The sequence below is a fragment of the Achromobacter sp. LC458 genome (genome assembly GCF_001005835.2).
In the GTDB taxonomy this organism is placed as follows: domain Bacteria; phylum Pseudomonadota; class Gammaproteobacteria; order Burkholderiales; family Burkholderiaceae_B; genus Achromobacter; species Achromobacter spanius_B.
Genome location: NZ_LBHW02000059.1, coordinates 1 through 24956 on the forward strand (window position 1 = coordinate 1; position 24956 = coordinate 24956).

20 protein-coding genes are annotated in these 24956 nt (G+C 66.3%); 6 read left to right on the forward strand and 14 right to left on the reverse strand.

Annotated features, from left to right (window positions below; all coding sequences use genetic code 11):
• The coding region (locus tag YH64_RS27990) for a MarR family winged helix-turn-helix transcriptional regulator (protein ID WP_143215580.1) at positions 1 to 415 on the forward strand (415 nt) is incomplete at its 5' end.
• On the opposite strand, the gene YH64_RS27995 is transcribed toward YH64_RS27990, so the two are convergent.
• The 6 genes from YH64_RS27995 to YH64_RS28020 all read right to left on the reverse strand — a co-directional run bounded on the left by YH64_RS27995 (position 412) and on the right by YH64_RS28020 (position 8915).
• The gene (locus YH64_RS27995; RefSeq protein WP_046807633.1) at positions 412 to 738 is read right to left on the reverse strand and encodes a 4a-hydroxytetrahydrobiopterin dehydratase; all 327 of its coding nucleotides are present in this window, start codon (positions 736 to 738) and stop codon (positions 412 to 414) included. The genes YH64_RS27990 and YH64_RS27995 overlap by 4 nt on opposite strands.
• Before the next feature lie 10 nt (positions 739 to 748).
• Positions 749 to 1396: an OmpA family protein gene (locus YH64_RS28000; protein ID WP_046807634.1), complete on the reverse strand. Its 648-nt coding sequence runs from the start codon at positions 1394 to 1396 to the stop codon at positions 749 to 751.
• Between the two features lie 108 nt (positions 1397 to 1504).
• On the reverse strand, positions 1505 to 2113 hold the full coding sequence (locus tag YH64_RS28005) for a hypothetical protein (RefSeq protein ID WP_046807635.1): 609 nt from the start codon (positions 2111 to 2113) through the stop codon (positions 1505 to 1507).
• A 12-nt stretch (positions 2114 to 2125) separates the two neighbouring features.
• Positions 2126 to 5260, reverse strand: coding sequence for a T6SS effector BTH_I2691 family protein (locus YH64_RS28010; protein ID WP_046807636.1), 3135 nt, complete (start codon positions 5258 to 5260; stop codon positions 2126 to 2128).
• Positions 5257 to 6264, reverse strand: a complete 1008-nt coding sequence (locus tag YH64_RS28015) for a DUF4123 domain-containing protein (RefSeq protein ID WP_255444806.1) — start codon at positions 6262 to 6264, stop codon at positions 5257 to 5259. The genes YH64_RS28010 and YH64_RS28015 overlap by 4 nt, the downstream gene beginning before the upstream one ends.
• Positions 6261 to 8915: a type VI secretion system Vgr family protein gene (locus YH64_RS28020; protein ID WP_046807637.1), complete on the reverse strand. Its 2655-nt coding sequence runs from the start codon at positions 8913 to 8915 to the stop codon at positions 6261 to 6263. Before YH64_RS28020 ends, YH64_RS28015 begins: the two co-directional genes overlap by 4 nt.
• 50 nt (positions 8916 to 8965) lie before the next feature.
• Between YH64_RS28020 and YH64_RS30870 the strand changes: the two genes are divergently transcribed.
• On the forward strand, positions 8966 to 9028 hold the full coding sequence (locus tag YH64_RS30870) for a hypothetical protein (RefSeq protein WP_370512784.1): 63 nt from the start codon (positions 8966 to 8968) through the stop codon (positions 9026 to 9028).
• 14 nt (positions 9029 to 9042) lie between these two features.
• Here YH64_RS30870 and tssH read toward each other — a convergent pair whose 3' ends face one another.
• From tssH to YH64_RS28060, 8 genes are all read right to left on the reverse strand, one after another.
• On the reverse strand, positions 9043 to 11739 hold the full coding sequence (gene tssH, locus YH64_RS28025; RefSeq protein ID WP_046807638.1) for a type VI secretion system ATPase TssH: 2697 nt from the start codon (positions 11737 to 11739) through the stop codon (positions 9043 to 9045).
• A gap of 25 nt (positions 11740 to 11764) precedes the next feature.
• Positions 11765 to 12856: a type VI secretion system baseplate subunit TssG gene (gene tssG / locus YH64_RS28030; RefSeq protein ID WP_046807639.1), complete on the reverse strand. Its 1092-nt coding sequence runs from the start codon at positions 12854 to 12856 to the stop codon at positions 11765 to 11767.
• Positions 12820 to 14658, reverse strand: a complete 1839-nt coding sequence (gene tssF, locus YH64_RS28035; protein WP_143215581.1) for a type VI secretion system baseplate subunit TssF — start codon at positions 14656 to 14658, stop codon at positions 12820 to 12822. Before tssF ends, tssG begins: the two co-directional genes overlap by 37 nt.
• 52 nt (positions 14659 to 14710) lie before the next feature.
• Entirely contained in the window at positions 14711 to 15196 is a 486-nt protein-coding gene (gene tssE / locus YH64_RS28040; RefSeq protein WP_046807641.1) for a type VI secretion system baseplate subunit TssE, read from the reverse strand.
• Between the two features lie 66 nt (positions 15197 to 15262).
• Positions 15263 to 15766 carry an Hcp family type VI secretion system effector gene (locus tag YH64_RS28045; RefSeq protein WP_006226591.1) on the reverse strand — a complete coding sequence of 168 codons (504 nt, stop codon included), beginning with the start codon at positions 15764 to 15766 and terminating at the stop codon, positions 15263 to 15265.
• Positions 15767 to 15811: 45 nt separating this feature from the next.
• Positions 15812 to 17311 (reverse strand): type VI secretion system contractile sheath large subunit, encoded by a 1500-nt coding sequence (tssC, locus tag YH64_RS28050; protein WP_046807642.1) that lies wholly within the window; start codon positions 17309 to 17311, stop codon positions 15812 to 15814.
• Positions 17304 to 17819, reverse strand: coding sequence for a type VI secretion system contractile sheath small subunit (tssB, locus tag YH64_RS28055; RefSeq protein ID WP_006226593.1), 516 nt, complete (start codon positions 17817 to 17819; stop codon positions 17304 to 17306). Before tssB ends, tssC begins: the two co-directional genes overlap by 8 nt.
• A 72-nt stretch (positions 17820 to 17891) precedes the next feature.
• On the reverse strand, positions 17892 to 18629 hold the full coding sequence (locus tag YH64_RS28060; RefSeq protein ID WP_046807643.1) for a M48 family metallopeptidase: 738 nt from the start codon (positions 18627 to 18629) through the stop codon (positions 17892 to 17894).
• A gap of 157 nt (positions 18630 to 18786) precedes the next feature.
• Between YH64_RS28060 and tssJ the strand changes: the two genes are divergently transcribed.
• The 4 genes from tssJ to YH64_RS28080 all read left to right on the forward strand — a co-directional run.
• Positions 18787 to 19404, forward strand: coding sequence for a type VI secretion system lipoprotein TssJ (gene tssJ / locus YH64_RS28065; RefSeq protein ID WP_082134680.1), 618 nt, complete (start codon positions 18787 to 18789; stop codon positions 19402 to 19404).
• Positions 19405 to 19464: 60 nt separating this feature from the next.
• Positions 19465 to 20811, forward strand: a complete 1347-nt coding sequence (gene tssK / locus YH64_RS28070) for a type VI secretion system baseplate subunit TssK (protein WP_046807645.1) — start codon at positions 19465 to 19467, stop codon at positions 20809 to 20811.
• 13 nt (positions 20812 to 20824) lie between these two features.
• On the forward strand, positions 20825 to 21604 hold the full coding sequence (gene icmH, locus YH64_RS28075) for a type IVB secretion system protein IcmH/DotU (protein ID WP_052946138.1): 780 nt from the start codon (positions 20825 to 20827) through the stop codon (positions 21602 to 21604).
• Positions 21601 to 24956: type VI secretion system Vgr family protein (locus tag YH64_RS28080; RefSeq protein ID WP_143215582.1), on the forward strand; the 3356-nt coding region annotated here is incomplete at its 3' end. The genes icmH and YH64_RS28080, both read left to right, overlap by 4 nt.

The window sequence follows — 24956 nt, forward strand, 5'->3', positions numbered from 1 at the left end:
CAACAAGATCACGGACCGGGACACGAATCGCGCCTACCTGGAAGACTGCGGCATTCCCCTGGGCGAAGCGCGCTGCCTGGCTGCCATCGGGCGCTATGCGCCGCTGTCCGTCAATGACCTGGCGCGCGCGGCCAACCTGAACAAAGGCCAGGCCAGCCGGTCGGCGCAGGCGTTGGTGGAACGCGGTCTGGTGGAAAAAGCGTTGTCGGCCTCGGATGGGCGCGGCGTGGTGCTGACGCCCACGGCCGAGGGCATGGCGCAATATCAACGCATCATTGATTTGATCGCGCGCCGTAACGACGAAATATTCGGCTGCCTGGATGCCGACGAACAGCGCGCGCTGGGCCAGATGCTCGATCGCCTGATCGAGCATCTGCAAGCGCGCGAAGACGCGGCAGCGGACAGCGACGGCTAGGCGTCCGACTTCGGCGCCGTGGCGCCCATCTGCGTAGCCGCCTCGTCCATGAACTGCGCCATGCGCACGTCCAGCTCGGTCACTCCGCCCGCGTCATGCGTGGTCAGCGTCACGTCCACCCGGTTATAGACGTTGGTCCATTCCGGGTGGTGGTTCAGCTTTTCCGCGAACATGGCCACGCGCGCCATGAACCCGAAAGCCGCGTTGAAGTTCGGAAAGCGGTAGCGCTTTTCAATGGCGTCGCGCGTGGCCGCGGCCTGCCAACCGGTCAGCGCGGCCACGGCGGTATCGGTGCCGATACGGGCGGGGGGAAGCATGCTCATGAGACGGACCTTATTGCTTGACGGCGTACAAGTAGATTTCCACGCGCCGGTTCAGCGCGCGCCCTTCGGCGGTCGCATTGTCGCCGATCGGGTCGCTGGGGCCGCGCCCTTCCACCGCCATGCGCCCGGACGCCACGCCCTGCTTGGCCAGGTAGTCCGTCACGCTCTTGGCGCGGTTGATCGATAGCGTCTGGTTATGCGCCAGCGCGCCCGTGCTGTCGGTATGGCCGACCACCTTGGTGCGCAATTCGGGATGCTGGTTCAGCGAACGGGCCACGCTGTCCAACACCGGCAGCAGGGCCGGCTTGAGCTGCGTCTTGTCCGTGTCGAACGACACGCCGCTGGGGATGTTGACCTTGAGACTGCCATCGGGCATTTCGACCACGTCGATGCCCAACGAGGATGCGCCGGACTGCTGCACATCTTCCTTGACCACCTTCCAGTTGTAGCCGACCAAGCCGCCCGCCACGGCGCCAATGCCCGCGCCGATTGCCGCGCCCTTGCCGTGGCCGATCAACGCGCCGATGCCGGCGCCCACCGCCGCGCCCGCGCCCGTACCGACCGCGGTATTGGTTTGCTGTTGCGTTGCACAGCCCGCCAGCAGCGCCCCTGCCGCCGCCACCACGGCCATCCGGTTGATCATTGTTCTTGAGTTCATGGCAACCTCCAACTATTGCATCGTTCTGCCGGGTGATTCCGGCTGAACCATGCTAGCAAGGGGATGCGGGGCGACAAGCAACATTTTGTACTGCCCCAGGCGGCGCTTTCAGCCGCGCCTGCCCAGCAGCATCGTCAGGCCGAACAGTGCGCCCAGCCCCCCCACGATTGCCAACGAGATCGACGGTTCGCGCAGGTTCATGGCCAGCGCTGCCGCCGCCACGCCCACCGCGGTGATGAACCCGCCCACCACGCGGCCCCCGGCGGAACCATAGAAGTGCGTGCGTCGCGCGCGCTCGGCGCCGGCGGGCTGGCGCTGTTGCCAGGCGTTCAAGGCCTGCTCGAAGTCACGCAGCAACCGCTCGCGGCTGGGCAGGTCAACCGGGCTGACCAGCAGGGTGGGCAAGCCCGGGCGGATCAGTTTCAGATAATCGTCCGTGCCCCAGCTTTTCAGATCGGCAAACGCAATCGGCCCGCGCCGCGAAAACTCCAGGCCATCGGGCGTGACCTTGACGGCATTGCGCGTGGGAAAGCCACGAAAGGCAATCAGCGGCGGCACCAGCAAACCCAGCACGGCCAGCACAATCGCCATGACCATCGGCCCCCGGTTAAAGACGATCAGCATGAAGCTGCCGGCGGCCAGCGCAAATCCCAAGGGCACCGACAGCTGGTGCCAGCGCGTATACACGGCGGCCTGGATGCCTTCATTGCTCTGCATGCTTGAACCCTGTCAATTTTTTGCTTTCACGAGATTGGTGCCATCGCTGCCCACCGGCAACGCGCGCACTTCCGGCATGCGTTCCGGGTCGGGCCAGAACTCGATCTTCAAAAACGCTTCGGTGAAGATGTCGTCGTCCACCAGCACCTCGGTGCGCAGCGTCGCGTAGCCATTGTGAACCTGGAACTGCACCGAATCTTCCCACGGTTTGCCCGTGAATTCGATAGCCTGGCTACGGTCCTTGCGGACCCAGCGCCAGATGTCGGCCCAGCCCGGCCGCGCGCTCAGGCCATCCACATAATCATCAACCTTGTCCATCCACGTCCGGGGGTCGGGCCGACCCGCCACCATCTGCGCCTGCGAGGGCGCGCGCGGTTGCAGTTCCGGGTCCTGCGCGCGGGGCGAGCCCCGGCTGGACACCACGGCCGTCACGCCGGCGCCGCCCAGTTTCAGGCAGTACGCGTAGTCGCTGCTTTGCGTGTAGCCGGGCATGGTCACTTCCAGCAGCAGCCGGTCGCGGCCCGCCACTTCGCCGCTCCAGAAGCCATACCATTGCAGCGTCACGCGCACGCCGAACACCGCGGTGTTGAAATCTTCCAGTTCTTCTTCGCGGGTCGGATACAGCTCGCGGCCTTGCACGCCTTCGAATTCTTCCGCGCGCATGCAGCAGCGCGTATACCAGACCTCCAGCTCGCTTTCGGTCGCGCTGTCGCCCCAGAACTTGAAGTACAGGCCGGCCACCAGCAGGCACAACCCCAGCGCGATCCAGCCCCACACCGGAATGCCCAGCAGCACCGTGCCGCCGCTGGTCAAACCGACCATCGCCCCGCCGAAACCGCCCGCGCCCGCCGCCACGCCGGCCGTGCTGAACGCGCCGCCCACGGCGATCACCGCCGTGGCCACACCGGTCAGGCTGGACATCAACAAGAACGCGGACGACGTGGCATAGGCCCCGCCCGCTTCATAGTTGTGCACGTCGTACTGGTCCTTGGCGTTCATGGCGTTGTTGGCGCTGTCCACGAACGTCGCGGCGGTGGCGAACACCGCGCCCGCCGTGCGGAACGTGGCCAGCCGCAAGTTCAGCCGCAGGTTCATCGTGAACGCAGTGTTCGCGCCAACCCGCGCGCCGATTGCGCCCGTCGTGACTTCAATCGCCACGCTGCCCACTCCCAGCACGCCCGTGGTGATGCCGAACCAGGCCTTGCGTTCTTTTTTCGCATCGCCAAGGGCTTGCGCGGCGTTCAGATCCGACACCGACGTGTAAATCGCCACCAGCGCCATCACCCCCGTCGCGCCCGCGAACTGTGCGTCGCGCGACTTGGCGTACTTGATCAGCCCCGCCATCGGCGACATCGTAGGCGCGGGCAACGCCAGCATCGGCGGTGGCGCGGGCAGGCCCAACGGCGGCGCTGCCGTGGGCATCGGCCGTGGCCGCCCCGTCGGCGCCGCATTCAGCTGCGCATCGACTTCTTCGGGAATCACGTAGTTGACGGTGACCGGCCGCGAAGCCTCGGATTGCGTGCCGATCCAGCCCGAACTCATGTGCTGGGTTGCGGTGACGCCGCCCCCCGCCGTGATCTCCAACGACGGGTTCTTGGAGTCCCAGATGATGTTGTGCATATCCGCGATCATGCGCGGCACCGTGGTGGTGTGGCTGCGCACCACCAACACGGTGTTCATGCGCGCCGCCATCGTCATCTGCACGCGCGCCGCCACCCGTTCCGCGATGGGGTCGCGCGCCAGCGTCAGCCGCAACAGCTGCGTCGCCATGAACCGGCCGATGGCAGTGGTGGCCGCGCGCGTCGGCGTCGGCAGGCCCTTTGTCCGGCGCTCCTTGAGCCAGTCGTTATAGCTCTTGATCATCTTGCGCACGGTGGACACCTGCTTGGCCAACTTGCCGCGCGCTTCTTTTTGCAGGAAGGCCAGCAGCTCGCCGTCGTTCGAGGCCAGGCCGCGCCAGATGGCCTCGTACAGCCCGTCCCTGTCGTCTTCCTTCAGCGATTCGTCGATGGCCTTGTGTTCGCTGTGGACCGCGCCCGCGCCGTCCACGCACAGCGCCAGGTCCTCTTCCAGCCGCGCGCCCGCCGCCGCGTCGTTGGGCGAGTACGCTTTCAGCGTCATCCAGAACGCTTCGCGGCCATACCACCACGCCCAATCCTTGCCCGCGCCTTCGATCAGGTCTTTCATGCGGTCGATGCTGGCGCGGTTCTCGCGGATGGTCTTGGTGACCTTGGTCATGTTGATGCGCTGGTGCATCCGCTTGATCTCATCGCCCGATGCGTCCATCTGCTTTTCCAGCCCCTGGATGATCTGCGCCACGCCCACTTCGCGCAGCCGCGTCGGGTCCAGATGGTGTTCGGCCAGTTCCCCCATGCGCTTGTTGCGCCAGGTTGAGATGTCCGCCAGCAAGCCGACGGGGTCGCGCAGCGCCAGCACCACGCCACCCTTGGACGACATCTGCCGCATCTTTTCCGCCATCGCGCCGGCCTTGCCGCCGAAGGTGGACACGGCCGGACTCAGCGTGTTGTTGAACAGCGTCGCGGCGCCGGCGGCATCGCGGAATTCAACCGAATGCGCGGCCAGGTTGGCGCCATCCGCCGTCACGCGGTAGCCGGTGTCGGGCTTGGGATGCCCACCGCCCCAGACGGCGCGCGCATCCAGCTCGACCATGATCTTGCTGCGCCAGCGTTCGTTGCGCGTAAGTTCGCGGCGGATATCGCGCGTCCACCACACCCGCGAATAGCCGACCCACACCGGCCGCGACGCATTGGCCGGCGCTTCCACGTTGATCAAGGCGGATTCCAGGCCATGCCCTTCGCGCGTGCAGGTGAACGTGGGCTGCTCGGACGGACGGTTGTCGTCGTCCACCGGCACCTCTTTCATCTGGCCGGTGGCCGTGGCGGCAAACGCGCGCCAGCCGTAGCTGCGGCGCGGGTCCCACACGTACACATAGCCGGCGGTGATGGCGCGCAGCATGTAGGCGCCCTGGCGCATGGTTTCGTAATGCAGCTCGGCATCCGCGTACACGCCATTAGGCAAATCGTTTTTGCCGCCCGGCACGTAGCCGATCCGCATCGGCAGGATCGGCAAACCCGGCCGGCCGCAAAACTTGCCCTTGCAGGGAAGCGCGTCGTAGTCAGTCGTCATGCTTGTCGATCCTCCGGGGCCTGCGCCTGCCGCGCAAACCTCCACCAATCCTCATCGTCCATGTCTTCGACCGCGCTGCGCAGACGGCCGCCCTCTTCCTGCACCTCGCGCAGCAGTGCGGCGAACGACGGCGCACGTTCCAGCGGCGCATCCAGGCGCACGCGCCAGGCCGCGAACAGGGCGGCGTCTTCGTCGTCTTTGATGCCGCAGTCGGCCGCTGCATCCAGCGCACGGCGTATCGGCTCCAGCGCCGCCGGCCCAACAGCCAGGCCGCCCGCGTTCAAGCGTTGCAGCACCGCGTTCACCTGGCCCAGCCGCGCCAGCCGGGGCCAATCGGGCGTGGCCGTCTGCATTGGGCCGGCCGTGTCCGGCAACGCCTGCCAGCGCGCGAAACCGTCAATGCTCATCCAGGTTGCGCCCGCGATCCATGACGCGGGCGCGCAGCCCGCATACAGCTCGCTTTGGAATTGCGTCGTGCGCGGGTCCCAGAACCGAAGGATGCGCATGCGACCCTGGGCATCGCGCAACCGCGCGCGCAAGATCAGCCGCTGCGCCACTTCGGCCAGCGGCAAGTCCGTGGCCAGCCACGCCGCCATCGAGCGCGCGCGCTTGACCGCGGGCGCGGGCTGCATGGCTTCGTCGACCGCCAATCGAATGCTGGCATTGACCAGCCGTTCATCGGCGATCTCGTCCGGCACTTCGGCCAGGTACAGGGGCGGTGCGGACGCGCCTTGCGAAAGCAGGTCCACCGACCGCCGCTGCAACCCGGCTTGGGCGATGTCGTCCGCCAGCGGATCGGCCAGCGTGGAATCGCACAGCAGCAGCACGCGGCGGCTGGGGCGTGCGTCCAGCACGGCGCGCAGCCCGGCAATGGCCTGTTCGACGGCGGCGTCAGCGCGCGCGTGGGCGGGCGGCGTGGCGTCCCGACGCGCGTCCCCGGACGGGGTCGCCGCGACACGTGAATGCCCAGGTGCGGCGGCCGGTTGTTTCGCAACGGTCGTCATGCCGCCAACGCCCCGCTGCCTGCCGCGTCTTCCAGCGCGGCGGCGCAGCCTTCCAGCTCGCCTTGCGGCGGTTGTGCGGGTCCCGCCCCGCTTTGTGGGCCGACCCAGTTGTGCACACCCGCCTTCAACTCGACCTTGCCGGGCGCGTGCAACTGAATGCCGCCGCCCTCGATACGCATGTATGCCCCCGCCGCCGTGGCAAGCACCTTTTTCGATGCCGTCACATCCACAGCGCCCTGCGCGGACACCAGCGTTACCGCCTTCTCGGCGATCAGCCGCATGCGCGCCTTCTGGCTTTGCAGGCGCAGCTTGCCGCCGGCCGCGTGCAGCCGGATGCCTTGTTCCTGCACCGCCCGGCCGCTGCCGCCCAAGCCCTTGGTGAACAACACCACGCCTTGCGCGACGCACACCGCCAGATTCGCGCCCGCCGCCCAGTTCACGTCCGGCGCCACCTGGCACAGCGTGGTGCCCGCCACCGTATAGGCGTTGTGCGGCGTGTATTGGCCAATGCCCTTGGGCGCGCTGACCTGGATGTGCGGCTGCGTGTAGGCCGGCACGTTCACGTCCTGCTCGGCCTGCGTGCCTTCGATGATCTTGCGCACCGCGTCCAGCTCATCCAGCGCGCGCGTCTTGTCCGCATCGCCGGGCAACGCGGCTTCCTGGCGCGCCGCTGCCTTGGACAATTCACCGGCCTGCTCGATGGATTTTTCCATCTGGGTGATGGCTTCTCCGCTATCCAGCAAGCCGCCCGCTGCCCCTTCGCGCTTGTCGGCGCTGATCAGCAAACCTTCACCGGCGCGCAGGGCCAGCGCCTCGCTGGTGGCCAGCTCGGCGCCATGGCCCAGGTCCGACAGCCGTTCGTTGTCGCGCTGCTGCTTCAGGTGGCCCAGGCTCAGCCGGGCGTCCGCCTGCGTGGTCGAAGCCATCAACCGCGACTGCCCCGGTGTGTCGTCCTGCACCAGCTGGTTGTAGCCGCCCATGCCCTGGCCGCTTTGCGCCAGCGCCTGCGTCTTGAAGCCCGACATCACCACGTTGTGCGCATGGCCGTCCTGCGTGCCCGCGAACCATGCGGGCGCATTGCCCGTGGCCTTGGCCGCGCCGCCCTGCACCTGATTGTTGGCCGCGTTCTCCGCGCCCGCGCCGTTATATAAAGCGCCCACCACAACGGGGCGGTCGATGTCGCCGTGCAAAAACTGCACCAGCACTTCCTGGCCCAGGCGCGGAATGAAGTGTCCGCCCCAGTCCGACCCCGCCACGGGTTCGGCCACGCGCACCCAGGTGCCCAGCGAGTCCGCCGCCGGGGCGTTATCGTCGCCCGCCGGGTGCGTCTGCCGATTGCTGGACGCGCTGCCGCGCTGCCAATGAAACTGTATCTTGATGCGGTGATCGCGGTCGGTATGGACCGGGTCCTTGGCGCCCACCACCAAGGCCGTTTGCGCGCCGTGCACCGTGGGCCGGGGATGCAGCCGCGCGCCATGGCCGTCGCGCGTGCGGGGCCGGTATTCCAGCGTGGCGGCAATGGCGTCGAAGCGGTTGCGATAGAAGTCAGCTTCGGAATTGCCATCGGCCGGAGTCGCCGCGGTTCCACCCGCGCCCAAGGCCGCCGCCACCGCTTGCCCCAGGCTTTCGTCAAAGTTGTTGCGCGCCTCGTGCTCGATACGCATCACCACGAAATCGCTGCCTTCGCCCTGCGAGGGTGCCCAGTGCCCCGTCAGCGCAAAGCGCAAGCCTGGCGCCAGCGTGCGCACCGTGCCCGCGCCCTCGTACAGCGACTGCCCCACGCGTTGCGCGGCCAGCGCGTTGTGCGCCAGGCGGTCACCCTGGCTGCCGTCTTCGAACAGGTATTGGCCGGGGTAATCGGCATCGGCCAGCTCCAGCGTGTTCGGCACCTTGTCATCCACCTGCGCGCTGGCCTGGCGGGCCTGCATGGCGCGGTAGTCCCAGGTGGCCAGCCGCAGCGCGTTGGTGCGCCACGCGCGTCGCTTGCGCCACGCCTGGATCGTGTCCTCGGTTTCGGTGGCGTCGGCGCGTTGGAACTTCACGCTGTCTTGCGGGCCGCTTTTGAAGGCGCCATTGTGGTCGGCAATGACGACGGTATGCGTGCCCGGCTCGCCGTCGCCCGCCTCGTGCTCGACCCAGTAGAACAACCCTTCCTCGGCCAGCAGCCGTTCGACGAAGGCGTAATCGGTTTCTCGGTATTGGATGGTCAGGCTGCGCTTGGCGTAGACGTCGCGGTCTTTCAATTCCCAGCGCCATTGCGCGGCCACCGCGCCTTGCCCGCTGTAGTCGCCGAACACGCTGTCCACGATGTCGATCACGGACTGGTCCTGGAAGGCATAGCTGTCGCGCCGCTGGCGCAGCAGCGCCAGCCACGGTTCAATGCGCAGCCGGTAGCGGGCAAAGCCGCCGTTGGCGCCTTCGAAGCGCGCCTCGGACACCAGCCCGCACCAGACGCGGCGCTCGTCGCGGCCCAAGGCGGTTTGCAATGTCAGCTGCACCGGTTGGCCGATCAGCGTTTTCAACGCGATGTGCGCATCGTCGGACAGCGCATCCACTTGCAAGGCAAAGCCACCGTCGCTCAACTGCTCGGAGCCGTGCAGGCGTTCGGCCAGCAGCTTGTCCGGCCCCAGCGGCGTGCTCAGGTCCAGCAACCGATCCGCTTGGGTAAAGGCTGCGGCAAGCGAACTTGCGGCAAGCGGACTTGCGGCAAGCGGGCTTGCGGCAAGCGAACTTGCGGAGGCGGCGACAGTTTCTCGGGGCATAGTCGGCGTCTCCCGATCAGCTCATGCGAAAACGGAAGTCGCCGTTCTTGCCCGCGCCCACGCGGATCTTGGCAATGGCTTCGCCTTGCGCCATGCGCCCAAGCACCTGCTCGGCAATTTCGGGCAGCAGCGCGCCGTTCAGAATGTGGTCCACGTTGCGCGCACCGGTGTCCACCTCGGTGCAGCGCGCCAGCACGGCCTCGACCAGGGCCTCGTCCCATTCGAACGCCGCGCGGTGCGTGGCCTGCACGCGTCGCGCGATGCGCGCCAGCTTCAGGCCGATGATGTGCGCCAGCGCGTCGTCATCCACCGGGAAGTACGGAATGGTCTTCATGCGGCCCAGGAAGGCGGGCTTGAACGCCTTGTACAGTTGCGGCGCCAGCAGCTCGGTCAGCTGGTCCGGCGTGGGGCGTTCTTCGGCGGGCTTGTTCAGGCAGGCCTGCATGATGGTGCTGGACCCGACGTTCGAGGTCAGGATGATGAGCGTGTTGCGGAAGTCGATTTCGCGGCCTTCGGCGTCGTCCATCACGCCCTTGTCGAACACCTGGAAGAACATCTCCAGCACGTCCGGGTGCGCCTTTTCGATTTCATCCAGCAGCACCACGCTGTAGGGTTGGCGCCGCACGGCTTCGGTCAGCACACCGCCTTCGCCGTAGCCCACGTAGCCCGGTGGCGATCCCTTCAAGCCCGAAATGCTGTGGGCTTCCTGGTATTCGCTCATGTTGATGGTGATCAGCTTGCGCTCGCCGCCATACAGGATGTCGGCCAGCGCCAGCGCCGTTTCGGTCTTGCCCACGCCCGACGGGCCGACGAACAGGAACACGCCCTTGGGCTTGTCCGGGTCTTCCAGCCCGGCGCGCGCCGTGCGCACGCGTTGCGCGATGGCATGTAGCGCGTGGTCTTGGCCGATCACGCGTTCGGCCAGCATGGGCTGCAATTGCAGCACCGTGCGAATTTCGTCGTTGACCATGCGGCCCAGCGGGATGCCGGTCCAGGCCGAAATAATCTCGGCCACGATCTGCGCATCCACGCACGCGGGCACCAGCGGCTGTTCGCCTTGCAGCGCCCGCAGCTCGTCCATCAGGCCGGCCAGGCGCTGCTGTTCCGGCGTCAAGGCCGGCGCGGCCGCCTTGCGGCGCGAGGCGGAAGGCGCGGTGGTGGCTTGCGTAGCGTCCTCTTGGCCTTGCGCTTCCAGTTCGGCGCGCAGCGCATGGATGCGTTCCACCAGGCCGGTTTCCGCCTGATGGCGCGCCTCGGCGTCCGTCAGCGTCTGCTGCACCGTGGCGATTTCCTGTTCCAGTTCGGCCAGGCGCGATTGCGGCGTGCCGGTGGCGGCCTCGCGGCGCAGCGCGGCCTGTTCGGTGCGCAGCCGCGTCAGCCGGTGACGCGCATCGTCGATCAATGCGGGCGTTGCGCTGCGGCCCAGGGCCACGCGCGCGCAGGCCGTATCCAGCACGCTGACCGCCTTGTCGGGCAACTGCCTGCCGGTGATGTAGCGGTGCGACAAGCGCGCCGCCGCGCTGATCGCCTCGTCCAGGATGCGCACGCCAAAATGCCGCTCCATCAGCGGCGCCATGCCGCGCAGCATCGATGCGGCCAGGGCCTCGTCCGGTTCCTCGACCTTCACAACCTGGAAGCGCCGGGCCAATGCCGCGTCTTTTTCGAAGTACTTTTTGTATTCGCTCCACGTCGTGGCGGCGATCGTGCGCAATTCGCCACGCGCCAGCGCCGGCTTGAGCAGGTTGGCGGCGTCGTTCTGGCCCGCCTGTCCGCCCGCGCCGATCATCGTGTGCGCCTCGTCAATGAACAGGATGATGGGCGACGGGCTTTTCTTGACCTCGTCGATCACGTTCTTCAACCGGTTCTCGAATTCGCCCTTGACGCTGGCGCCGGCCTGCAACAAGCCCATGTCCAGCACGCGCAGCGTCACGTCGGCCAGCGCGGGCGGCACATCGCCCGCCACGATGCGCAGCGCCAGGCCTTCCACCACGGCCGTCTTGCCCACGCCGGCCTCGCCGGTCAGGATGGGGTTGTTCTGCCGCCGCCGCGTCAGGATGTCGATCATCTGGCGGATCTCGGCATCGCGCCCGATCACCGGGTCGATCTTGCCGTCCCGCGCGCGTTCGGTCAGGTTGGTCGTGTACTGGTCCAGTGCGGGCGATGCCGACAAGCCCGGCGCGGGCTGCGCGGCGTCGCCCTGGGCCGGCGCGCCGTCGGCAAAGCCCACCGCCTGCCCCGCCTCTTCCGAGCCCTCGGTCAGCGCCGCGAAGTCATGCTTCAACGCGTCCAGGCGGAACGATTCAAACAAGGGCGAACCGCGCCGCGCCAACTGTGCCAGATCGGGTTCGGTCAACAAGGCCAAGAGCAGATGCCCCGAGCGAATGCGCGTCGTCTGCGTGTCCAGCGAGGCAATCAGCCAGGCGTGTTCAAACAGTTTGGGCAGATGTGCCGAGAACACCGGCGTGCGCGTATTGCCGTTCTTGAAACGGCCGATCTCGGCCTTCAGGTCGGCTTCCAGCGCATCCGTGGGAATGTGGCAGCGGCGCGCAATCATGGCCAGATCGCTGGCGGGCTTTTCCAGCAGCGCCAGGAACAGGTGTTCCAGGTCCACCTCGTAATGGCCCTGCGCCATGCACAGGCTGGCCGCGCGTTCGGCGGCCTGGCGGCAGGTCTGGTTCAGCTTCCCGATCAGGGTTTTCAGCGGTGTGGCCATGGATTTGTTTTTCTACGTCGATGGATCAGTGAATCGTGTGCAGTTCGTAGCTGGCGTCGTCGCGGTCGCGCGTGGCCGGTTCGGTGGACAGGAAGGAATTCCACCCCAGCCGCACATCGCCGTCCCCGCCCAATTGGCTGGGCCCGATGCTGTCGCGCGCCAGCACCAGGCGCACTTCGTATTCGAAGGTCATGCCGCCAAACATGGTCAGCAGTTTTTCCAGCGCCTGGGCGCGCTCGCCGCCCGGCAGAAAGTCGGCAAAGGCCTGGCGCGACAGCGGGCCGATCCACAGGCGGATCCGCAGGTCGCGCTGCCAGATGCGATCGCCCGCCAGCGCCGACACGCCCAACACCGCGCCGGGCCGGCCCAGCTGCGTGCGGTTCTGCGGCGGCACGTCGTACCAGCGGCCCACGAACTGCTCCACGCGCAGCGGCACCCCGAAGTAGTCCTGCAACACGCGCTGCAAGAACGGCGCGGACACAGGCCGCTGGCGCGCGGCCGCGGCGTAGTGCGCCACGGATTCGTCGAACACGCGGCCGGCGCCGTTGTGCAAGCGGTCGCGCAGCGCCGGATGGCCGATGCCGCCCAGCGCCAGCAGCAACGGCAGGTAGTGGTGATCTTGTTCGGCTTCGTGCCGCAACGGCATGCGGTATTTCTTCCAGGCCGCATAGAACAGCGCCGCGGCGCGATTGGAAAAAATATCGAAGAAGGCGCGCGCGCCCCGGTCGCGCCGCAGGCTTTCGCGGGTGGCCAGCATTTCGGAATAATGCAGCGGCAACGCGCCCTGCGCACCCAGCAGCCCGAAGAACGCGGGTGTCACGTCCACGCGGCCCAGCCGCCCTTCCGACACCGCGGCCCGGCGCGCGGCTTCGTCGGCAAGCACCTCGCCATTCTTGTCATAGGCCACGGCGTCGACGATTTCGCTGGGCGGAAAGCCCAGGCCCGGCGCGTTCGGAAAGCGCAGGTGCACCGGCACCGTATGCCGCGTGCCGCCGCGCTCCTGGCGCGCAAAGCACTGTTCAAGCAGACGCACCGCCTGGAAAAACTTGAAGCGCTGCGGCTCTGCCAGCAGCGCATCCATCACGCTAGTATGGCGTCGCCGTTGCATGGGGGGCATCGTAGAAGTTCCTCTGCGCCACGGCGCGACAGCACCACCAACTGCACGAAGCTGTTGGCGTGCACGTACAGGCCGAAGAATCGGTTGATGACGGCCACGAAGGTGTGCAGGCTGGTACCCACGAAGTGGTCTTCGTTGACGGTCAGGCGGATCTCAATGCCGCGCACGAAGGTGGCGAACGGCTCGCCCGGCATCCAGTGCGTGGCGGGTTTGTAGTCCAGCCCGACCAGCCCTTCGATCTGACGCGCGGCCACCGCCGAGCCGGACAGGTCGTACAGGCGCAACGTTTCCTTCAGCGCCGGCAAGCCGCTTTGCACCAGCGACAAATGGTTCAGCGCCAGATGCGAAATCAAGCGCCAATGCGCCGCGCGCCCTTGCTGGAAGCGATGGCTGTTGGTGGGGCGGCGCAGCATGCGAATCGCGCGCGCCACCGTGCCGCCTTCCATGAACAGGTCACCGCCCGACTGCCCCACCGCAATCTGCGCAGGCAGGTCGCGATTGGTGCAGGTCAGGTCCAGGCTCAGCGTTTCGGTTTGAGGAATGGACGGGTCGAAATCGATATCCACAATCGATATTTCGGTTTCATAACCGGGGCTGCGTTGCGCCATCGCGGCATCGCGGCGCATCGTCCAGTAATGCCCCGCCGTCTCGGGCGATTCGCCATGGTGCAGCGAATAGAAGGGCCTGAAATCCACCACGGCATCGCCCTGCGCGTTCTGCCGCACCTGGCGCACCCGGTCAATGGAATAGACCTCGTAGCCGTAGGCGCGGCGGGCGTCGGCCACCACCGGGTACGAGGCCGATGCGTGCGTCACGCGGATCGGGTCGGCCCGCTGCGTGAACAGGTTCACTACCGGCGTGCAACCCAGCCGCAGGTTGTCCGCCGTAATCGATTCCAGCAGGCGCGCGGTATTGGAATCGGCGCGCACGCCCGCCACCGGCAGATGCAGCGTGAACTGGCGCACGGTGCCCAGGTAGGGGCGCAGCGCCGCCAGGTCGATATCGACAAAGTTGAATTTTTCCGAGAAAACAAAATACTCGGCCAGCAGACGATAGGCCGGATGCGAACTGGCCGGAAAGTCGATCAGCGCGTCCTCTTCGGCCAGCCCCACCTGGGCCAGCGGAATCGTGGGCAGACGGTCCCAGCGCCCGGGTTGCAGCTCGACATAAGCCGCCGCCGTGCGCAGGAACAGCGCATCGCGCAGCGCCGCCACGAAAGACGGTTCGCCGTGCAGATACACGCGCAGCTTGTCCAGCCCCGGCATGCCGAAATGCTGGTTTTCGCCTTGGCATCCCAGCGTGACGGCAAAGCGCCCCGTCACGCCCGCCGGCAGCTTGGCCGTGGCCGGCGCGTTGGCGCTGGAAAAATAACCCGCGCGATGCACTTCGATGGGCGCCAGCGTTACGTCGTACGCGGTGCGAAAGCGGCACGATACGCCGCGCACCGGATGCGATTTCAGTTCCGTGCCGCGCGCCACGCGCACGGCGGCGGACAGCTGCGCGCCCGCCCCGCCCAGGTCAAACTGCGCGACGCTGCACGAGGGAAACGGCCGCAGATAATGCGGGTACATCACCTCGAACAGCGCTTCGGTGAATTCGGGGTAGTCGTCGTCCAGCTTCTTGTTGATGCGCGCGCTCAACAAGGCGAACGATTCGATCATGCGTTCTACGTGCGGGTCTTCGCAGGTTTCGCCCGACAAGCCCAGCCGCGCGGCGATCTTCGGATACTGCTGCGCGAAGTCGCGCGACGACGTCCGCAAAAACCCAAGTTCGCGCTCGTAATAAGGCAGCAATTCTTCCATTGTTGTCTTCCTTTCCAGCGCGCAAGCCGCACCTGCACTACAGATTCATTCTTCAGACCGTGGCAGGCGTCTTGGCCCAACCACGGGTCACGGAGTACTGCAACGTCGACGGCTGCAAGGTGGCGTCAAACGTCACGGGCTCGTGGGCCGGGCCCACGTCCAACATGGCCGTAATCGCGAAATACAGCACCGACGTCGCGCGGCTATCCACCTGCAACATCACCCGAACGTGAGTCAGCCTAGGCTCGTGCCGCGCAATCGCCTGCTCCAGCGAACGGCAGATGAATTCGCGGTCGTAATGGCTGGCCAGGCTCAGCCCGGAAAAATCCGACAGCCCGTAGGTCAGCAACGAACGCTGGCAATTCGGATAACGCCGCAGGTCTTCCTCGGTGAACACCATGCGGGTGTTCAGCAGCGCCTCGATGTCGCGCGCCACCGTTTCCTTCATTTCCTCGATCGACAGGCGCCGAAGCGCGTAGGGCGATTGCCCCTCGCCTTCGAACAGCTTGTCGAACAGGCTCGGCTCGAAACCTTTCATGGGGCCTCACATAAAAAAAGACGGCGACCCGGCTCGGGCCGCGGTCTTTTGCGTGCCCGGCTGCGATCAGACCGAGTAGGTCTTGTCGTTCTTGGTCAGGCTCCAGGCGCCCTGGGCGTTACCGCCCTGGTTGCCGCCCACCTTCTGCTGCGTGTACTTCCACTGCACGGCGGCGTACTTCAGCGAGAACGATTCGTGCGGCAGGCCTTCGGCGACGACTTCGGGCGCCACGCGCGCGATGATCACGTACTTGAGCTTGATTTCCAGGTACTTGACGCGGTTGCCCTCGCCGTCGGCACGCAGGAAGTCGATGGTGACTTCGTCAAAGGTCGTGCCGCCCGAGGCGTGCTGATACAGCAGCGGGCTGACCACGTCCAGGTCCTTGGTAAAGACCATTTCGCCATGTTCGGTACGTTCGGCGGTATGGCCACCCGAGGTCGAGGCGGTAGCGGAACGCGGCTGAATGATCTCGTGACGCCACGAGCTGACTTCGATCCAATCCGGGTGGTCCTTGTCTTGCGATTCGCCCTTGAGCGCCGGATTGCCGAACTTGACGTAGATGTCCTTCATTGTTGTAAACCTCTTTGAATGGATGAGTTGTCAGTGCAACGACGATCAGGATTTCTGAGCCTGCGCCGGCAATTCGGCAACCAGGCGCAACGAGATCGAGAGTTCGTCAAGCTGGAAATGCGGCCGCAAAAACGCCACGGCCCGGAAGACGCCAGGACGTCCAGGAACCTCGGCCACCTGCACCGAGGCTTCGCGCAGCGGAAACTGCGCTTTTTGTTCCTGCGTCGCGTTGTCGTCCAGCAGCACGTACTGCGACACCCAACGATTCAGGAAACTCTCTACGGACTGCGCCGACGCAAAGCTGCCGATCTTGTCACGCATCATCGCCTTCAGGTAATGCGCCACGCGCGATACCGAGAAGATGTATTGCAGCTGCGCCGACAACACCGCGTTGGCGTTGGCGCTGTCCGTGTTGTATTTCTTTGCCTTCTGCACCGACTGCGCGCCGAAGAAGGCGGCGTAGTCCGAGTTCTTGCAATGCACCAGCGGGATCAGGCCCTGGTCGCTCAGTTCTTTTTCGCGGCGGTCGGTAATGGCGATTTCCGTCGGGCACTTCAGCGCGATTTCGCCGTCGTCCGTCTTGAAGGTGTGCGTCGGCAGGTTCTCGACCAGGCCACCGCCCTCGACGCCACGGATGGCGGCGCACCAGCCGAAGTCCGCGAACGCGGCCGTCAGGCGCGCGCCGAACGCCCAGGCGGCGTTGCACCACAGGTACTTGGAATGGTCGGTGCCGTCCACGTCTTCAACAAAGTTGAAGCCTTCGACGGTGGTGCCTTCCACGGGGTCGTACGGCAAGCGGCCCAGAAAGCGCGGCATGGTCAGGCCGACGTAACGCGAATCTTCCGAATCGCGGAAGCTGCGCCACTTGGTGTATTCCACCGTGTCGAACACCTTGGCCAGGTCGCGCGGGCGGCCCAGGTCGGCAAAGCTGTCCAGGCCCAGCAGCTCGGGCGAGGCCGACGCGATGAACGGCGCGTGCGAAGCGGCGGCCACGTGCGACATCTGCTCGATGAAGTACATGTCCTCGGGCTGGCGCGTGATTTCGAAGTTGCCCAGCAAGGCGCCAAACGGCGCGCCGCCGAAGGTGCCGAACTCTTCTTCGTAGACCTTCTTGAACATCAGGCTCTGATCGAAGTCGATCGCAGTCTGGAAGTCGCGAACCAGATCGCGCTTGGTGGTGTTCAAGACCTTGATCTTCAGCATCGGGCTGGTGTCGGTCTCTTGGCACAGGTAGTGCAGGCCGCGCCAGGTGCTTTCCAGCTTCTGGAATTCCGGGGCGTGCATCACTTCGCTAAGCTGCGCCGAGATCAGGCGGTCAAGCTCGGCGACGCGTGCGTCCAGCATGGCCGACAGGTTGTCGGAGACGACCACGGTGCCCTTCATCACTTCGCGCACCAGCTCGCCGATGATGTCCTTGGCGCGGTCGTGTTCGGCGGTGGACTTGGCCACGCGGCTTTGCTCGACGATCTGGTCCAGCAGGCCGCTCTGGCTGTCGGCCGATGCGGCGGCGGTGGCGCTGTTCTGTGCGGCGGCGGAATTACTCATTGCGGCCTCCCTTGTCGGTCTCGCTGGTCAGCTGTTGCAGTTTTTCGGTGCTGGTCAGCACTTCGCCCAGCAGGTCTTCCAGCTTGTCGTTGCCGGCAAGCTTGTTGCGCAGGTCGGCCAGCTTGGTGCGGATATCGAGCAGTTCGCGCAGCGGGTCCACCTGTTGCACGACGGCTTCCGGGCGGAAGTCCTCGATGGAGCGGAACTTCAGGTCCACACCGAACGTGCCGCCTTCTTCGGTCAGGCTGTTCTTGACGCGGTAGGCGGCGCGCGGTTCCAGGCCGCGCATCACGTCGTCGAAATTGTCGACGTCGATGTTGACGAATTTGCGGTCTTTCAAACGCGGCAGTTCGGCTTCGGACTGCGCGCTGAAATCCCCCACCACACCGACCACGAACGGAAGTTCCTTCTGTTCGATGGCGTCGCCCTTCTCAACGTCATACGTGAGCTGAACGCGCGGCGGACGGACTTTCTGCAGTCGTTTCTGAACGCTTTCTTTCTTGGCCATGGAAGGCTCCGTGCAAAGGATCGTGTCTATCGGTCAGCCGTAAGCCGCATGGCGCGGCGCACGATGAGGCGGTTACTTGGTAAGCAGGTCGCCGAACGGATTCGGCGCACGGTTGGGCTGCTGGGCGGGCGAAGTAGAAGGAGTTTGCGTAGCGGGCTGGCGGCCGGGTTGCGCGGCGGGTTGGGCAGCGGGCGCGGCGCCAGACGACGCGGCTTGCGAAGCGGGAGTACCGGCGGCGGGCATACCGGCTGCGGGAGTACCGGCTGCGGGCATACCGGCAGCGGGCGTACCGGCTGCGGGCGCGGTCGGTTCCACCTTGCGCGGCTGACGCGGGCGCGGCGGCGGGCGGCGGCCTTCCGGGAACAATACGTCCTGGCCCAACGTTTCCCGCATCGAGGCGGCCAGCGCCACCGCGTCGGCGCGGGCATTGCCGGCCAGCAACGCGTCGGCACGCAGGTCGGCCAGTGATTGCATCGCCACGCGCAGCCCACCCACGGCACGCACGGTCTTGGCCACGAAGTCGTCGGGGTTGCGGCTTAACGTTTCATCGGCGGCCACGATGGCCTGGCCATATTTCTGTTCGTCAAAACGAATTTTGGCGATGTAGGACCACGGCTCGCCCTGCGTCGGATTGCGTTGGGCGATCTCTTCGAATTGCGCGACGGCCTGCTCCGCGCCCTTCTGCGCCAGCGTCTTTTCCGCGGCGGCCATGGACTGTTTGTATTCCGCTTCCGACTGCGGTTTTACCGACGCACAACCGGCCATCAAGGCGACGACGCCGGCGACTACGACGAGGCGGGAAAAGGGCATGTTTTAAGCACCTAGCAGGGGTTGTAACTAGGGGCCGTATTTCAACAACCTTTTGTTAGTGCGGCGCTACAGCGCGTGACTTCATGTTACTTGCGTCGAAACTGCACGCAACGTGCCGCGATCTGTATTGCTTCACACACTTCCGGTATAAAGGGCCATGTCCAAACATATCCATTTATCACGTTTGTTCGCAGCGGCGGCTTGCACGCTGGCAAGCACCGCCATCACTGGATGTGCAGCGGTTTCGGCCATCGGAGCGGTGGCTGGTTTGACCGGGAATGCGATGGAGATGGCGGGCCTGAAAAAGCAGGAAAACGCGCCGGTGGAAGTGAAATTAGCGATTCATGCGGGAGAAAATTTGAACGCCGGCGCGGGGCAAGCGATGGCCGTCGTTACAAAAATATACTACCTGAAGAATCCTGAGCAATTCCAACGTGCGCCACTCACGCAATTGATAGACACTGCGCAAGAGAAAACCACGCTGGGGGAAACCGTGCTGGGTTCACGCGAGCTCACGCTCACGCCAGGACAGCGCGTTGAGAGCACTGAAAAAGTCCCCAAGCAAGCGGAGTACATCGCGGTCGCCGGCCTGTTCTATGCGCCGGCGCCGATGCGTTGGAAGTACGTATTCAAAGTCGACGACGTGAAAGACAGTGGCATCGTCCTGGGCGCGCACGCTTGCGCGCTGACGGTGGCCACGGGCAAACCCACGTTGCCGGCAGGCATACCCAGCTACGACCCCGCGCGCCTGTCCGGCGTGCAGTGTCCTGGTTGACGCGCACTGCGCGATTGCCCGCCTTCTATATATAGAGATAGAAAGACAAGGAGCGCCAACTTGAGTTATTCAGCCAAAGTCCTGTGGGGCGAGGGCCTGTTCCTCCGGCCGCAACATTTTCAGCGGCAGGACGCGTATCACGAGGACCGCTTGGCCGAGATGGCCCGCGCGCTGCATCCTTATGCGTGGGGGCTGCGATCCGCGCGTTTCGATGCGTCGGCACTGGCCAACGGCATGCTGCGCGCCATTGAAATGACGGCCGTGTTTCCCGACGGCGAGCTCTACAACGCGCCGCATGGCGACGAGCTGCCCCCGCCCGTCGCGCTGACGGCGCTGGACGGCGTGAGCGAAGCGGTGTTCTACCTGGCCATCCATCCGCTCAAGGCGATTGGCGGCAATTATCGCGACGGCCAGAGCGCCGGCAATTTCGATACCCGCTACACGCACGACAATGCCCCCGCGCCCGATCTGTACACCGGCGCCACCACGGCCGAGCTGACATTCCTGCGCAAGGACGTGCGGTTGATTTCCGAATTTGAACCGCGCGACGAACTGCTGGCGATTCCGGTGGCGCGCGTGCGCCGCACGGCCAGCGCGGGTTACGAGCTGGACAATTCGTTCATCGCCCCCAGCCTGTCGCTGACGGCTTCGGGCGCGCTGCACGAACAGCTGCGCCGGCTGCTGGACGCGCTGCAAGCCAAGGTCAACGCGCTGTACGGCTTTCATCGCGAGCCCAGCAAGAACATCATTGAATTCCGCTCGGGCGATGTTGCGTCGTTCTGGCTGCTGCACACGGCCAACGAAGCGTACGCCACGCTGTCGCACTTGTTCCACCACCCGCAGCTGCATCCCGAACGGCTGTTCCAGGAACTGTTGCGGCTGGCGGGCGCGCTGATGACGTTCTCGAAGGTGCACACGCTGGCCGACCTGCCCGTGTATCGCCACGACGCGCCCGGCCCGGCGTTTGCCCGCATGGACGAAATCTTGCGCGACCTGCTGGAAACGGTGATCTCGACGCGCTACTTTTCCATCGTGCTGGAAGAGCTGCGCCCGTCGTTTCACATGGGCCGCCTGGATTCCGAAAAGCTGGACGAGACCACCTCGCTGTATCTGTCGGTGCAAGCCGCCATGCCGGCCCGCGAGCTGTCGGAAAGCGTGCCGATGCGCTTCAAGGTGGGCGCCCCCGAAGACGTCGACAAGCTGGTGCTGTCCGCCATGCCGGGCGTGCCGCTGACCTATACGCCGCAGGTGCCGCCCGCCGTGCCCGTGAAACCGGGCGCGGTGTATTTCGCGCTACAGACGCGCGGCTCGCTCTATGACCGCATGCTGCAAGCACGCAGCATTGCCATCTACGCCCCCGCGGGCATTCCCGAACTGAAGTTGGATTTGATCGCCGTCACCCGCTGACAGGAACCCTGCCATGACCGCCGACGCCCCTTCCCTGATGTCCGGCGCGACGCTGCCTCAGCGCGCCGCCGACTTCCATGCCAGCCGCCCCGCCAAGTCATTGCTGGACCTGCTGTACGACGGCTTCCTGATGCTGTTCCTGGTCAAGAGCGGCCAGGAACCGACCGACGCCGCGGCCTTCTCGGCGCGCGTGCAGCAGTTTCTGGCGGACTACGAACGCGCCGCCAAGAAGCTGGATATTCCAGCCGAAGACGTCTACGCCACCAAGTACGCCTTTTGCGCCGCCGTCGATGAAACCGTGTTGAATTCCGGCTTCGCGATTCGTGACGCGTGGATGTTGCAGCCGCTGCAACTGACGCTGTTCGGCGAGCAGCTGGCGGGCGAGAACTTTTTTGCGCGGCTGGAAGACCTGCGTGCGCAAGGCGCGCCGCGCCTGCAATCGCTTGAGATCTACTACATGTGCCTGCTGCTGGGTTTCCAGGGCAAGTACCTGATCGAAGGCCAGGAAAAGCTGGGCTACCTGACCGCGCGCCTGGGTGATGAGATTGCCCTGCTGCGCGGCAAGCGCACCGGTTTTGCGCCGCATTGGCAACTGCCCGACAAGATCGCCCACACGCTCAAGCGCGACGTGCCGCTGTGGTCGATCATGGCGGTGTTTGCGCTGCTGGGCCTGTTGGCATTCCTGGGCATGGGCCACTTTTTGAATTCGGAAATGCAGACGGCGATGGCGCCGTACCACGACATCGTCAAGCTGGGTCCGCGCGCCGCGCACCTGACCATTTCGTTGCCATGAACACTACGCCTTCGAACCCGTCAAGCGCCTCGGCCTACTCGTCGATGAACATCGCCACCTTGTCGCAACAGGCGCGCATGCTGCGCGTCAGCACGCCGCTGGACGCTGAATTGGTGCCCGAGCAGATGACGCTGCGCGAAGGCGTGTCGCGCCTGTTCGCGTTGACGCTGGATTGCCTGGCCGCCAGCGCCGAGCTCGATGTGAGCGGCCTGCTGGGCAAGGAGATCACCGTCAGCCTGTTGCAGGCGGATGGGTCGATGCGCCGCTGGCATGCCGTGGTCGAAGGCGTGGACGCGCTGGGCGCCGATGGCGGTCTGGCCCGCTACCGCTTGCACGCCGCGCCGTGGATGGCCGCGCTGGCGCTGCGCCGCGACAGCTTCATCTACCAAGACCAGTCCGTGCAGGACATCGTCAGCGACATCTTTGCGGATTATCCCCAGGCGGCCTTTGCGTTCGACGTCAGCGAGGCATTGCCCGCGCGCGCGGCTTGCACGCAGTACCGCGAATCGGATCTGCAATTCGTGCAGCGCATCCTGGCCGAGGCGGGCCTGTCGTATCGCTTCGAGCACCAACAGGACGACGGCCAGGCGGCCGGCGGCGGAGCGCGCCATCGCGTCGTGATCTTCGATGCGGGCGCGGCGCGGCCCGAAGACCCGGCCTCGCCCCTGCGTTTTCATCGCAGCGACGCCACTGAAACGCGCGACAGCATCACGCATTTTTCAGCGGCCCAGTCCGTGCGCCCGAACGCCGTGGCGCGCGCCGCCTGGAACGAACGCACGCTGACCGCGCATGCCGCGCAAAGCCACTCGCCAGTGCAGGTGGAAGCCCTGCCCGTGCTTGAGGATTACGACTACGCCGGCCACGGCCGTTACGCCGATGACGAGGCCGCCGAACAAAGCGCCGCCCGTTCGTTGCGCGCCCACGAATCGCGCATCGTCCGCTTCGAAGGCGCGGGCACGGCGCGGTCGCTGGCCCCCGGCCGCTTGTTCGCCATGACGCAGCACGAACGCTATGCCGAGGGCGGCGGCGGGCAGGCGGTGGACGAGCTGGGCGGCAACCGTTACGTGGTGCTGGAGGTGGTGCACGAAGCCACCAACAACCTGGGGGCACAGGCCCCCCAGGTGGCAAGCAGTGCCGACATGGAACGCGGCACCTATCGGAACCGCTTCACGGCCCAGCCAGAGGCGGCCGCGCTGATGCCCGCGTGGCGCCCGCGCCCGACCGCGCCGGAAGGCCTGGCGGCGGTGGTGGTCAGCGCTGGCGACGCCCCCATCACGTCCGACCGCGACCTGCGCGTGAAGGTGCAGTTTCCCTGGCAGCGCGGCGACAAGCCCGTCGCGGGCGGCCTGCCGCACAAGACGCACGGCGACGCCAGCGGCAACGCGCCGGGCGACGACCGCTCGGGCACGTGGCTGCGCGTGGCCAGCGCCCAAGCGGGCCCCAACTGGGGCGCGCATCATCTGCCCCGTGGCGGCACCGAAGTCATCGTGGAATTTATCGATGGCGATATCGACAGGCCGGTGGTTGCCGGCCAGCTATACAACGACGCGGACCTGCCGCCCTGGTCCGCTGGCGAGAACGCCGAAGCGAATCACGCCGGCGTATTGAGCGGCTGGCATAGCCACGGCCTGGACGGCGCGGGCCGCAACCAGTGGGTGTTTGACGACACGCGCGGCAAGCTGCGCACGCGGCTGGCCAGCTCGACCGCCGCCACGCAGCTGGGCCTGGGCCATCTGGTCGAACAGGACCTGGACGACGCCAACCGCGGCCAATGGCGCGGCACGGGCTTTGAACTGCGCTCGGACGCGTGGACGGTCGTGCGGTCGGGCCAGGGCATGCTGGTGTCGTCCACCGCCCGCGAACAGGCCAAGTCCACGCAGGCGGACGCGCAGGAAGCCTTGCTGCTGCTGCGCGGCGCGCAAGACGCCTCGCGCCGCTTGAACGACAGCGCCGGCCAGCATCAGGCGCGCACGATGGCGGCGGCCGACGGCTATGACGAATTGCTTGCCGCACTGGACCCGCAACAGGACGGACGCTATCCGGCCCAAATCAACGGCCAGGCCGCCGGCAAGGCCGCCAACGGCCAGCGCACGGACTCGGCCGCCGTCGAACGCATCAACGGCCCGCACCTGCTGATCGATTCCCCCAATTCCCTGAACCTGGCCACGCCGGCCAGCGCCGTGCTGCATGCGGGCAAGCACCTGCACGCCACCGCGCAATCGGACGCGCACGTCTCCGCGCAGCAGACGTATTCGGCGGTGTCCGCGCGCTCGGCCAGCGTGTTCGCGCAGCAGGGCCCTATCCGGGCGATCTCGGCGCAAGCGCCCGTGTCGCTGCACGCACATACCGACATCCTGGAAGCGCTGGCGGGCCAGGACATCACCGTGACGTCGTCGGCCGAAGGCATCGAAATCCTGGGCAACCAGCGCGTAACCCTGCAAGCCGCGGGCGGCAGCGTGACGTTGGATGGGGCCGACATTGTGTTCAAGGGGCCGGGCCTGTTCTCGGTCAAGGGCGCCACGCACAATTTCGTGGGTCCGGCCAGTGACGCGGCCAACTTGCCGGCCTTGCCCAGCACCACGGTCGACGATCCGCTGATCGTCAGCGCCGAGCTGGTGCACAAGGACGGCGCCACGGCGTCCGCCGTCAAGAAGGCCGCGTCCGGATTGATGGCCGGTTTCGGCGGCGCGGCGGGAGCCGGCGCCGGCACCGGGCTGGGGGCACTGGGCGATGCCATGCCCAGCGGCCTGGCCAGCCTGGGCCAGACGGCGGCAGGCGCCGCCTCCAAACTGTCGCAGCTTGCCGGCCAGGCCAACACGCTGGCCGGGCTGGCCAAGAACCCGATGGGCGCGCTGTCCGCCGCCCCGGGCCTGCTGGGCAACGCCAGCCCCGCGATGGGCGGGCTGCTGAACACCGCCAAGAACACGATGGGCATGGTCTCGCAGGCGCAAGGCATGGTCGCTCAGGCAAAGGCCATGGTCGCAAACCCCATGTCGGCGCTGCCCGCCGCCTCCGGCATGCTGGGTTCGGTGGCCCCGGGCGCCAGCGGCATGATCGATTCCGCCGCGTCGGCGGCGGGCACCGTGTCGCAAGCGGCGGCCTTCATCAAGGACCCTTCGGCGGCATTGCCCGCCGCGACGGACATGCTGGCTTCCGTCGCGCCGGAAGGCGCGTCGGGAATGATTTCCGGAGCGGCGACGTTCGCGGGGGTGGGATCGGGGGCTGGAGCGACGTCCGTGGCAAGCGCCACGCCGGCGGCGACTGGTACGCCAAGCGCGGCAACTGCCGGTACAGCGTCTGCGCCGCAAGCATCTGCCGCGAGTTCGGCTGCGAATCCCTCCGGTGCGCCCTC